12 protein-coding genes are annotated in these 12,135 nt (G+C 67.3%); 10 read left to right on the forward strand and 2 right to left on the reverse strand.

The features are described from left to right. Positions 1–3 precede the first annotated feature (3 nt). The 10 genes from dapA (at position 4) to ACQY78_RS26295 (ending at position 9,693) form a co-directional block, all read left to right on the forward strand. On the forward strand, positions 4–882 hold the full coding sequence (gene dapA / locus ACQY78_RS26250; protein ID WP_428680831.1) for a 4-hydroxy-tetrahydrodipicolinate synthase: 879 nt from the start codon (positions 4–6) through the stop codon (positions 880–882). 31 nt (positions 883–913) lie between these two features. Then, a complete protein-coding gene (gene smpB / locus ACQY78_RS26255; protein ID WP_428680834.1) occupies positions 914–1,387 on the forward strand; it encodes an SsrA-binding protein SmpB in 474 nt (157 codons plus the stop codon). 31 nt (positions 1,388–1,418) lie between these two features. Next, entirely contained in the window at positions 1,419–2,090 is a 672-nt protein-coding gene (locus ACQY78_RS26260) for an SDR family oxidoreductase (RefSeq protein WP_428680837.1), read from the forward strand. Between the two features lie 2 nt (positions 2,091–2,092). Then, positions 2,093–3,229 (forward strand): acyl-CoA dehydrogenase family protein, encoded by a 1,137-nt coding sequence (locus tag ACQY78_RS26265; protein WP_428680840.1) that lies wholly within the window; start codon positions 2,093–2,095, stop codon positions 3,227–3,229. A 110-nt stretch (positions 3,230–3,339) separates the two neighbouring features. Further along, positions 3,340–4,422 (forward strand): TRAP transporter substrate-binding protein, encoded by a 1,083-nt coding sequence (locus ACQY78_RS26270; RefSeq protein ID WP_428680843.1) that lies wholly within the window; start codon positions 3,340–3,342, stop codon positions 4,420–4,422. 45 nt (positions 4,423–4,467) lie between these two features. Continuing rightward, positions 4,468–6,075: a carboxyl transferase domain-containing protein gene (locus ACQY78_RS26275; RefSeq protein WP_428680846.1), complete on the forward strand. Its 1,608-nt coding sequence runs from the start codon at positions 4,468–4,470 to the stop codon at positions 6,073–6,075. A 7-nt stretch (positions 6,076–6,082) separates the two neighbouring features. Next, positions 6,083–6,865: an enoyl-CoA hydratase/isomerase family protein gene (locus ACQY78_RS26280; RefSeq protein WP_428680849.1), complete on the forward strand. Its 783-nt coding sequence runs from the start codon at positions 6,083–6,085 to the stop codon at positions 6,863–6,865. After that, positions 6,865–8,871: an acetyl/propionyl/methylcrotonyl-CoA carboxylase subunit alpha gene (locus tag ACQY78_RS26285; protein ID WP_428680851.1), complete on the forward strand. Its 2,007-nt coding sequence runs from the start codon at positions 6,865–6,867 to the stop codon at positions 8,869–8,871. The genes ACQY78_RS26280 and ACQY78_RS26285 overlap by 1 nt, the downstream gene beginning before the upstream one ends. Before the next feature lie 39 nt (positions 8,872–8,910). Beyond that, positions 8,911–9,117 (forward strand): hypothetical protein, encoded by a 207-nt coding sequence (locus tag ACQY78_RS26290; RefSeq protein ID WP_428680853.1) that lies wholly within the window; start codon positions 8,911–8,913, stop codon positions 9,115–9,117. 36 nt (positions 9,118–9,153) lie between these two features. Next, positions 9,154–9,693, forward strand: coding sequence for a disulfide bond formation protein B (locus tag ACQY78_RS26295; protein ID WP_428686509.1), 540 nt, complete (start codon positions 9,154–9,156; stop codon positions 9,691–9,693). A gap of 209 nt (positions 9,694–9,902) precedes the next feature. Here ACQY78_RS26295 and ACQY78_RS26300 read toward each other — a convergent pair whose 3' ends face one another. Continuing rightward, positions 9,903–11,177 (reverse strand): solute carrier family 23 protein, encoded by a 1,275-nt coding sequence (locus ACQY78_RS26300; protein ID WP_428680855.1) that lies wholly within the window; start codon positions 11,175–11,177, stop codon positions 9,903–9,905. Positions 11,178–11,185: 8 nt separating this feature from the next. Further along, complete coding sequence (locus tag ACQY78_RS26305) at positions 11,186–12,070, reverse strand: DUF2189 domain-containing protein (RefSeq protein ID WP_428680857.1); 885 nt, start codon at positions 12,068–12,070, stop codon at positions 11,186–11,188. Between the last annotated feature and the right edge of the window lie 65 nt (positions 12,071–12,135).

Here is a 12,135-nt window from a genome sequence, read left to right on the forward strand (position 1 = left end):
ACCATGTTCACCGGATCGCTCGTTGCGCTGATTACGCCGTTCAAGAACGGATCGGTGGACGAGAAGGGATTCGAGAAGTTCGTGGCCTGGCAGATCAAGGAAGGCACCGACGGTCTGGTCCCGTGCGGCACCACCGGCGAATCGCCGACCCTCTCGATGGAAGAGCACAAGCGCGTCATCGACATCTGCATCAGCGCGGCCAAGGGCTCGGGCGTGCCGGTGATCGCCGGTACGGGCTCGAACTCAACCGCCGAGGCGATCGAGCTGACGCAGCACGCCAAGAATGCCGGCGCGGACGCCGCCATGCTGGTCGTGCCCTACTATAACAAGCCGACCCAGGAAGGCCTGTTCCAGCATTTCAAGGCGGTGGCCGAAGCCGTCGACATCCCCATCCTGCTCTACAACGTGCCGCCGCGTACGGGCGGCGACATGCAGGTCGAGACGGTGATCCGGCTGTCCCAGGTCAGGAACATCGTCGGCATCAAGGACGCGAGCTACGACATGGCGCGCCCGACCCTGACCCGCCTCAAGGCGAAGAAGGGCTTCGTCCAGCTCTCCGGCGAGGATGCGAGCGCACTCGGCTTCCTGGCGCAGGGCGGCGACGGCTGCATCTCGGTAACCGCCAACGTGGCGCCGCGCCTGTGCGGCGACATGCACGATGCGTGGAAGAAGCGCGACCTCGACAAGGCGTTCGAGCTGCAGGACCGGCTGATGCCGCTGCACAAGGCGATGTTCTGCGAGACCAGCCCCGGCCCGGTGAAGTACGCCGCCGAGCTGATCGGCCAGTGCAGCGCCGAGATGCGCCTGCCGATGGTGCCGATCGCCGAGAGCAGCAAGAAGGCGGTGCACGAGGCCATGGTCCAAGCCGGCCTGATCAACTAGAAACCGGGTTCTTCCAACTCACGAGTGTCCTGTGGCCCCTAAACCGGAACTGGACCGCACCGTTGTGGCCCAGAACCGCAAGGCGCGGCATAACTACTTCATCGAGGAGACTTTCGAGGCCGGGCTTGCGCTGACCGGCACCGAGGTCAAGTCGCTGCGCGGCGGGCGCAGCACGATTGCCGAATCCTATGTCACGGAGGAGGGCGGCGAGGCGTGGCTGGTCAATGCCAACATCCCGATCTACGCCTCGGGCAATCGCAACAACCACGAGCCGCGCCGGGCGCGCAAGCTGCTGCTGCATCGGGGCCAGATCAACAAGCTGATCGGCGCCATCCAGCGCGAGGGGCGCACGGTCGTGCCGCTGCAGGTCTATTTCAATCCGCGCGGTCGCGCCAAGATCGAGATCGCGCTGGCCACCGGCAAGCAGGCGCACGACAAGCGTCAATCCATCAAGGATCGCGACTGGCAGCGCCAGCGCGCCCGGATGATGTCGACCCGCCGCTGAGGCGCCGGTCGTTCAGCCAAAGGAGTACGCGATGAGCACAGTCCTGATCACCGGTGCCGCGCGCGGCCTCGGCCTCGAATTCGTCAAGCAGTACGCCGCCAAGAGCTGGAAGGTTCACGCCTGCGCGCGCTCGCCCGAGTCGCTGAAGGAGGTCGCGGGCGACATCCATCTCCACAAGCTCGAAGTCACCGACTACGCGGCCGTGAAGGCGCTGGCGGCAGAGCTGAAGGGCGAGGCGATCGACGTGCTGGTCTGCAATGCCGGCGTGTCGGGTCGCGAGGCCGCCGATCTCGGCACCATCGATCCCAAGGTCTGGCGGGACACGTTCGAAGTGAACGCACTGGCGCCGCTGATGATGGCCGAGGCCTTCGTCGAGCAAGTGGCCGCCTCGAAGGATCGCAAGCTGATCGCGATCTCCAGCCGTCTGGGCAGCATCACGCACAATGACGGCGCCCGGTACGCCTATCGCGCCAGCAAGACGGCGCTCAACATGGAATGGAAGAGCCTGTCGAAGGACACGGCCTCCAAGGGCCTGATCTGCGTCGTGCTGCATCCCGGCTGGGTGCAGACCGACATGGGCGGCCAGGCGGCGACGCTCACCATCGCGCAGAGCGTGCCGTCGATGGTGAAGGTGATCGACGGGCTTAAGCCCTCCGACAATGGCCGCTTCCTGAACTACGACGGCGCCGAGCTGCCCTGGTAGCCATGCTGCTCAGCGAAGAACAGACGCTCATCCGCGACACCGCCCGCGCCTTCGCGCAGGAGCAGGTGCTGCCGCATGTGCGGGCCTGGGAAGCCGCCGGCGAGATTCCCCGGTCGCTGCTGGCCGAGATGGGACGCCTCGGCTTCATGGGCATGACGGTACCGCCCGAGTGGGGCGGCGCCGGCGCCGACATGGTGTCCTACGTGCTGGCGCTGGAGGAGATCGCGGCGGCCGATGGCGGCCTGTCGACGGTGATGAGCGTCAACAATTCGCCCGACTGCGCCGCACTGCTGGCCTATGGCTCGGACGAGCAGAAGGAGAAGTGGCTGAAGCCGCTCGCGCGCGGCGAGATGCTGGGCGCCTTCTGCCTGACCGAGCCGCACGCGGGCTCCGACGCCTCGAACCTCAAGACGCGCGCCGAGAAGCGCGGCAATGGCTGGGTGCTGAACGGCGTGAAGCAGTTCATCACCTCGGGCCGCAGCGCCGACATGGCGCTGGTCTTCGCGGTCACCGATCCGTCGTCGCCCAAGCGCGGCATTTCCTGCTTCATCGTGCCGACCGACACGCCGGGCTATCGCGTCGCCTCGGTCGAGAAGAAGCTCGGCCAGAAATCCTCCGACACCTGCCAGATCGCCTTCGAGGACTGCACCGTCGGGGCCGACGCGATGCTGGGCGGGGAGGGCGAGGGCTATCGCGTGGCGCTGGCCAATCTCTCGGTCGGACGCATCGGCATTGCTGCCCAGTCGGTGGGCATGGCGCGGGCGGCCTTCGAGGCGGCGCGCAGCTACGCCCAGGAGCGGGAGGCGTTCGGCACCAAGATCGCGAACCACCAGGCGGTCCTGTTCCGGCTCGCCGACATGGCCACCAAGGTCACGGTCGCCCGGCAGATGGTGCTGCATGCGGCAACGTTGCGCGACGCCGGCCGTCCATGCCTCACCGAGGCCGCAATGGCGAAGCTATATGCTTCGGAAATGGCTGAGGAAGTGTGCTCGGCCGCAATTCAGATCCATGGCGGTTACGGATACGTTTCCGATTACCTGGTGGAGAAGATCTGGAGAGACGTCCGCGTCTGCCAGATCTACGAGGGCACCAGCGACGTACAGCGCATCCTGATCGGCCGTGGCCTGGCAGCCTTGTAGTCTCGCCTTTCGCTTGTTCCCGATCACGCCGCGTGCGAGCATCATGAGGTGTGAGGCCGCGAAAGCGGTTTTTGGGGAATTTGGGGGAGCCGGGCGACGGATGGTCGGTCGTGCGCCGTAACTTTATGAAACTGATTGCACTTGCCGCAGCCCTGCTGTCGGTGACGGGCGCTGCTGTTGCGCAGGACACCAAGGCGGTGCCCAAGAACGTGGCCGCGCCGTCGACCACTCGCATGATCCAGATGCAGACGGCCTTCAATCCCGCCCTGCCGGGGTCGGGGGACGGCGTGCGCGTCTTCACCCGGTCCGTGAAGCACATGACGGCGGGTGCTTTCGCCATCAAGATCCTGGAGCCGGGCCGCGTGGCGCCGACGGCCGACATGCTGGATGCGATCATCGCGGGCGATCTCGAAGCTGCCTTCACTTGGTCGGGCTATGCCGCCAGCAAGGCGCCGGTTTTCAACATCTTCGCCACCGTGCCGTTTGGTCTGGGGCCCGAGGACATGGCGTCCTGGATGCTCGAGGGCGACGGGTCCCGCATTCACCGCGACGCTTACGACAAGCTGGGCGTGGCCGGCATCCCCTGCGGCATCCAGGGCCCCAAGGGCGGCGGCTGGTTCCGCGGCGAGGTCAACACCGTGGCCGACTTCAAGGGCTTGCGGCTGCGCTACGGCAAGCTGGCGGCCGAGGTGATCGCGCGGCTGGGCGCGGTTGCCGTGCCGCTGCCGCCGGGCGAGTTCTTCTACAAGCTGCAGCAGGGCAACGTGGACGGCGGCGAGATGTCGACGCCGGCCATGGATGCGGCCCTGGGCTTCGACAAGCTCGGCCTCCCTTACTACCTGCCGGGCTGGCAGCAGCCCTCGGCCGTGCTCGACTTCCTGATGCGCAAGGACAAGTGGGCGGCCCTGCCGGCCTCGCTGCGCGCCCAGATCCAGACGGCCTGCCAGGCCAACATCGCCTGGATGCTGAGCCGTTCGCCCAATGTGCAGGGCGTGGCGCTGGAGAAGCTGAAGGCGTCGGGGGTCGTGGTGCGCGAATGGTCGCCCGACGTGCTGGCCGCCTTCCGCAAGAACAGCGACATCGTGGTCAAGGACCTGGCCGAGCGCGATGCCGACTTCGCAGCCGCACTCGCCAACCAGCGGGCCTTCATGGCGCAGGGCGCGCACTGGCGGATGCTCTCTCGCCTGCCGTAACCACCGGCTTGCACACGGTCACGTGTCCGGGCAGTTTGCCCTGACATGACCGTACTTTCCTCCGAGATCGACACCCGTTCCGACACCTTCAAGCGCAACGCCGAGTCGATGCGGGCGCAGGTCGAGGATTTGCGTCGCCGCACCGACACGGTCCGCCTCGGCGGCGGCGAGGACTCGCGCAAGCGCCATGTCTCCCGTGGCAAGCTGCTGCCGCGCGAGCGGGTAAGGGCGCTGCTCGATCCAGGCTCGCCCTTCCTCGAACTGTCGCCGCTGGCCGCGCTCGACATGTACGACAACGAGGCGCCGGGCTCGGGCGTGATCACCGGCATCGGCCGCGTGAGCGGCGTCGAGTGCGTGATCGTCTGCAACGACGCCACCGTGAAGGGCGGCACCTACTATCCGATGACGGTGAAGAAGCATCTCCGCGCCCAGGAAGTGGCGATGGAGAACCGACTTCCCTGCGTCTATCTCGTGGATTCCGGCGGCGCCAACCTGCCGCAATGGCCCGAGGTGTTCCCCGACAAGCACCATTTCGGCCGCATCTTCTACAATCAGGCCAACATGTCGGCCCAGGGCATCCCGCAGGTCGCGGTGGTGATGGGCTCGTGCACGGCGGGCGGCGCCTACGTGCCGGCGATGAGCGACGAGACGGTGATCGTCCGCAAGCAGGGCACGATCTTCCTCGCTGGCCCGCCGCTGGTGAAGGCCGCGATCGGCGAGGTGGTGAGCGCCGAGGATCTGGGCGGCGCCGACGTGCACGCCCGCACCTCCGGCGTTGCCGACCACTATGCCCAGAACGACAGCCATGCGCTGGGCATCGCGCGCCGCATCGTGGCCAATCTCAACTGGAAGAAGTCGCCGTCGGCCTCGCTGCTGCCGCCGCGCGATCCGAACTACGCCGCCGAGGAACTGTACGGCGTGGTGCCGATGGACACCCGCACGCCCTACGACATCCGCGAGATCATCGCGCGCCTGGTCGACGGCAGCGAGCTCGACGAGTTCAAGCACCTCTACGGCACGACCATCGTCACCGGCTTCGCGCGCATCTGGGGCTATCCGGTCGGCGTCGTCGCCAACAACGGAGTCCTGTTCAACGAATCGGCGCTGAAGGCGGCGCACTTCATCGAACTGTGCGGCCAGCGCGGCATTCCGCTGCTGTTCCTGCAGAACATCACCGGCTTCATGGTCGGCAAGAAGTACGAGGCGGGCGGCATCGCGCGCGACGGCGCCAAGATGGTGACCGCCGTCTCGACGGTGAACGTGCCGAAGTTCACCGTGATCGTCGGCGGCAGCTACGGCGCCGGCAACTACGGCATGTGCGGCCGCGCCTACAGCCCGCGCTTCCTGTGGATGTGGCCGTCGGCGCGCATCTCCGTGATGGGCGGCGAGCAGGCGGCGAGCGTGCTGGCCACCGTGCGGCGCGACAATATCGAGGCCAAGGGCGGCACCTGGCCCAAGGACGAGGAAGAGAAGTTCAAGCAGCCGATCCGCGAGGCCTATGAGCGCGAAGGCCATCCATATTACGCGACGGCGCGGCTGTGGGACGACGGCATCCTCGATCCCATCGACACGCGCATGACCCTGGGCCTCGCCCTGTCGGCCTCGATGAACCAGCCGATCGGACCGACGAAGTTCGGCGTCTTCCGGATGTGATCCGGACATGACCGACACGATCCTGACGAAGATCGAGGGCGGCGTGGCCACGCTGACGCTCAACCGGCCCAAGGCGATGAATTCCTTCGACGGCGACACGGCGCGCGCCATCATCGACGCGGTGGAGGGTTTTGCCGCCGACGATGCGGTGCGCCTGCTCGTGGTGGCGGCCGGAGGCCCGGTTTTCTGTGCCGGCGGTGACTTCAACTGGGTGCTGAGCTGGCCCGAGCTCGACGCCATCACCCGCAAGGTCGGCGCCGATTCGATGATGGCGGCGGTCCAGGCGGTCTACGATTTCCCCAAACCCTCGATCGCGCGCGTCCAGGGCGCGGCGGTGGGCGGCGGCGTTGGCCTGATGCTGGCCTGCGACTTCGCGGTCGCCGTTTCCTCGGCACGCTTCGGCCTCACCTCGGCGCGCAACGGGCTGCTCGCGGGCATCGCGATCCCGGTGCTGATCCAGGCGGTCGGCCCGCGCATGGCGCGGCAGCTCCTGATGCACGGCGGCATGTTCGACTCCGCCACAGCGCTGCGCATCGGCCTGGTCGACCAGGTGGTCGAGGAGGAGGCGCTCGACGCCACGATTGCGGCCCTCGCCGACGAGCTGCGCCGCGGCGCGCCCTCCGTCCAGACCCTGGTCAAGAAGCTGATCACCGAGATCGATGCCATGCCGCACGATCGCGCGGTCGCCGACCTGATCGGCGAGCACGTCGCCGTCCAGTGCACCACCGACGACGCGATCGAGGGCATGAGCGCGTTCCTGAACAAGCGCAAACCGAAGTGGGCCGTCTGATGTTCTCCAAGATCCTGATCGCCAATCGTGGCGAGATCGCCTGCCGGGTCATCAAGACGGCGAGGCGATTGGGCATCAAGACGGTGGCGGTCTATTCCGACGCCGACCGCACCGCGCGCCACGTCGCGATGGCCGACGAGGCCGTCCATATCGGCCCCTCGGCGGCGCGCGAGAGCTACCTCGTGGCGGACCGGATCATCGACGCGGCCAAGCGGACCGGGGCGCAGGCGATCCATCCGGGCTACGGGTTCCTGTCGGAGAATGCCGGCTTTGCCGATGCCTGCGCCGCGGCCGGAATCGTGTTCATCGGACCGCCGGCGGCTTCGATCCGGGCCATGGGCTCCAAGAGCGAAGCCAAGAAGATCATGGAGAAGGCCAGGGTGCCGCTGGTGCCGGGCTATCACGGCGACGACCAGTCGCCGGAGCTGCTGGCCGCTGAGGCCGCGAAAATCGGCTTCCCGGTGCTGATCAAGGCCTCGGCCGGCGGCGGCGGCAAGGGCATGCGCGTGGTCGAGAGCGCGGAGAAATTCGCCGACGCGCTGGCGGGCGCCAAGCGCGAGGCCAAGGCCTCCTTTGCCGACGACCATGTGCTGGTCGAGAAGTACCTGACGCGGCCGCGGCACATCGAGATCCAGGTCTTCGCCGACGGGCAGGGGAACTGCCTCTATCTGTTCGAGCGCGACTGCTCGATCCAGCGCCGCCACCAGAAGGTGATCGAGGAGGCGCCGGCGCCCAATATGGATCCGGCGCGGCGCAAGCAGATGGGCGAGGCGGCCGTCGCGGCGGCGCGGGCCATCGGCTACCAGGGCGCCGGCACGGTCGAATTCATCGCCGACCAGGACGGCACCTTCTTCTTCATGGAGATGAACACCCGCCTGCAGGTCGAGCATCCCGTCACCGAGGCCATTACCGGCCAGGATCTGGTCGAATGGCAGCTCATCGTGGCCGCCGGTGAAAAGATGCCGCTGACGCAGGACGAACTGCGCATCGACGGGCATGCCGTCGAGGTTCGCCTCTATGCCGAGGACCCGGCGCGGAACTTCCTGCCCTCGACGGGTACGCTGGTGCACCTGAAGCTGCCGGAAGAGGGCGCGCATGTCCGCGTCGATACCGGCGTGCGCCAGGGCGATACGGTGACGCCGTTCTACGATCCCATGATCGCCAAGGTGATCGTGCACGACCGCGATCGCACGTCGGCCCTGCGGCGCATGGCGGCGCTGATGGACGAGACCGAGGTAGTGGGCGTCACGACCAACTCGGTGCTGCTGAAGGCGCTGTGCTCGCATCCTGCCTTCGTGGGCGGCGAGGTCGATACCGGCTTCATCGAGCGCCATCGTGCGACCCTGTTCGCGAAGCCGGCGCCCGCTGGCGACCGTGCCTTCGCCGTGGCCACCCTGGCGCGCCTGCTCGAATGGCAGGACGCGGCCCAGCCGGCGGCGGGCGATCCGTGGTCGCCGTGGAACCAGCAGAACGGCTTCCGTCTGCTCGACGAGGGCCATGAGGAAGTGCGCTGGAAGGACGGCGAGCGCGAGGTCGTCGTGATCGCGCGGCGCCTGCGCAGCGGCGGCGTGCGGCTGGAACTCCCCGAGGGCACGTGTGAGGCGCGGGTGGAGCGGCGCGACGACGGAACCCTGTCGATCGGATTGGGCGAGGACACGTTCCAGGCCACGGTCGTGCGGCGCACCGCCCTCGACGGCGGCATCGACTACACGCTGTTCATGGACGGCGGCAGCCTCCGCCTGCGGCTCGTCGATCCGCTCGACGTCACGCAGTACGAGGCGACGGCCTCGGCCGATGCCGTGGTCCGCGCGCCGCTGCCGGGCAAGATCATCGACCTGCGGGTCAAGGCCGGCGACACGGTGAGCAAGGGCCAGGCGCTGCTGGTCCTCGAAGCCATGAAGATGGAGCACACGCTCGCCGCACCGGCCGACGGGACGGTAAAGAGCCTGCGCTACGCGGTGGGCGAGCAGGTGCCGGAGGGTGCTGAACTGGTCGAGTTCGAATGAGCGTGCGATGAGATCGCGCTCGACGGGGCGGTCTTTCCAATGATGACGATCGCTTTCGCCGTGCTGTTGGCGGCGTTCGTGCTCCGTCTTTTGAATCTGCCGCGATCGGCGATGGTCTGTCTCTTCCTGTCCTCCATCATGGCCATCGGCCTCTTCCTCTGGGAGATCTACAGCCCCGACTATGGCTTCCGCATGCCCTGGCTGCAGGTCGAGCTGAGGCACGCCGTCACTTCGGGAAGCACCTGAATGCGCGGGCTGCGCATCGAGCCTTCCACCCTGATCATGCTGGATCGGCTCGTCCTGCTTCTCCTGACGATTATTCTGTCGGCGGTTCTCACCGCCGCGATGGTGATGCAGTTTGCCTTCGGGGAAATCCCGTGCCCACTGTGCCTGCTCCAGCGAGTGGCAATGTTCGGCTGCTGCTTCGGGTTGCTTCATCAACTTCGCGCCCGTGAAACGGAGCGGGGCGGCGGCATCGCGCTGCTCTTTGCTCTGCTGCTCCTCGTCATCGCCGCACGGCAGACTTTGATCGATATCGTGCCGCGCCCCGGTCACGCCTATATCGGCACCGCGGTCTTCGGCCTTCACATGCCGGTCTGGTCGGTCGTGGTCGGCGTGTGTCTGCTGCTCGCCCTGGCTCTTCGGCTCACCCTCTTCGGAGCGCCGCGCCTTCTGCCGCCAGCCGGACGGCCACCGCTTGCCCGGGCGGCGCGCCTTCTGGAGTTCTACGTCGTGGTGATCTGCGCCCTCAACTTCGGGGCGGTCGTTCTCCAATGCGGCTTCGACCAATGCCACACGTTCGGATATCGCCTCCTGACATAGGGCGAGGGGGCTATCGGTCGTGCGCGATCTACTCGACCTTCCTCCTCATTCAGATGGGGAGGTGTCGTCGTCTCACGACGACGGAGGGGTCAAGATGTGCTGTAGCGACGAGCATGACCCCATCGCCCCGTATGACGGGGCACTTCCCCATTTGAATGGGGAAGCGGGTGATCCCGAATTTGGGCGGTTCAATCCACGTCGGAAAGACTCTAGCGTCGTGCGGCTCCCAGCACGGCGTTCAGCAGGATCGCCCCGAAGGTCGCCGTCCCGATGCCGCCCAGGGCGAATTCGCCGAACTTCAGGGTGAAGTCGCCGGTGCCCAGCACGAGCGTGATGGCGGCCACCATGAGGTTGCGGCTCTGGGTGAAGTCGACCTTGTTGTCGACCCAGATCTTGGCGCCGGCGACGGCGATCAGGCCGAACACGACGATGCTGACGCCCCCCATCACCGGCAGCGGAATGGTGTGGATCAGCGCGCCGAACTTCGGGGAAAAGCCCAGCAGGATCGCGAACAGGCCGGCGACCACGAACAGGGCGGTCGAGTAGATGCGCGTCGCGGCCATCACGCCGATATTCTCGGCATAGGTGGTGACGCCGGTGCCGCCGACGCTGCCCGCCACCATCGTCGCCACGCCATCGCCCAGGAAGGCGCGGCCGACATAGGGATCCATGTTGCGGCCCGTCATGGCGCTGACGGCGCGCAGATGGCCGAGATTCTCGGCGACCAGGATCAGCGCGACGGGTGCGATCAGCACGATCGCCCTGGTGTCGAAGACCGGCGCGGTAAAGGCCGGCATCCCGAACCAGGCGGCTTGCTCCAGCAAGGCGCCGCTCACCGGCTTGCCCCAGCCCAGCCCGTTGGCCAGCAGGCAATAGACGAGGGTCGCCACGACGAGGCCGACCAGCACCAGCAGTCGCCGGGTCATGCCGCGCGTGAAGACCGCGACCAGGGCGATGCTCAGGAAGGTCACGGCCTGCATCCAGGCGTCGAACGAGGTCGGGGCCATGTTCTTGATCGGCACGGCGGCGAGGTTGAGGCCGATCACGGCGACCACGGCGCCGGTCACGACCGGCGGCATCAGCCGTTCGATCCAGCCGGTGCCGCTCGCCATCACGACCAGGCCGATCAGCGCATAGAGGGCGCCGCAGATCACGATGCCGCCGAGCGCCAGCGCGATGTTGGCGTTGGCGCCCTGGCCGGCATAGCCGGTCGCTGCCACCACGACGGAGATGAAGGCGAAGGAGGAACCGACATAGCTCGGGACCCTGCCGCCCACGGCCACGAAGAAGATCAACGTGCCGACGCCGCTCATCAGGATGGCGACGTTGGGATCGAAGCCCATCAGCAGGGGGCCCAGTACGGTGGCGCCGAACATCGCCACCACATGCTGGATGCCCAGCGCCACGGTCTGCGGCCACGGCAGCCGCTCGTCCGGCGCGACGACCATGCCGTCGGCCGGCTGTTTCACCGTCCAGTGGAGCATTCTCCCCCTCAGTCTTCTTGGTTCACGACGACCTTTCTATAGAGGTGCCACGTCGCGTGGCCCAGTACCGGCAGCACGATGGCGAGTCCGATCAGGAGAGGCAGCGCGCCGATCGCCAGGCTCGCCGCCACGATAACGCCCCACATCGCCATCGGCCCGGGGTTCATCCGCACCGCGCGCACCGAAGTCGCGACGGCGGTGCCGACGCCGACAGGGCGATCGAGCAGCATCGGAAGCGACACGACGCCGATCACCAGGACGACCAGCGCGAACAGGAAGCCCACGCCGATGCCGACGATCGTCATCGTCAGGCCCTGCGGCGTGGTCAGCGCATCGCGCACGAAGGCCTGGGCCGAGACGGGCGCGTCAGGCCCGAGGGTGACGGTGTAGAGCAGGTTCGCCGCGAACAGCCACAGGCAGAAGATCGCCAGCAGCAGCAGGCCCATGACCATGATCGAGCCGATATTGGGCGAGCGCGCGACGGCGAAAGCATCGGTCCAGCGCGTTTCCAGGCCGCGCTCTCGCCGGCGGCTGATCTCGTAGAGTCCGAGCCCGAACAGCGGCGCGATCAGGGCAAAGCCGGCGATCAGCGGGAAGACCAGCGCCAGCATGCCGTAGTCGAAGGCCATACGCGAGATCGCGAGGCCCGCGAGGGGATAGAGCAGGCAGAGCATCACGACGTCGGTGCGGGCGGCGCCGAAATCACGGACCCCCTTGGCGAGCGCGTCGCCGACATCGGCGGCGGTGATGCGACGGACCGTGGGCGGCGCGATCGCGCGGTCCTCCCAGGCTCCGTCCATCGAGTCGGCCGTCGACCCGACGGCCTGGCTTGTCTGCTTGAGATGGTCCCATCCCCATTCGAGGGGATTGCGTACGTGGTTCTGGGTCGCCATGACTGCCTCCTTGCGAACGAAAGTCCGAAGGTCGCGGTCCGTCGTGATCACGACAGAGCGCGATC

The organism is Reyranella sp., from assembly GCF_965279625.1.
Classification (GTDB): domain Bacteria; phylum Pseudomonadota; class Alphaproteobacteria; order Reyranellales; family Reyranellaceae; genus Reyranella.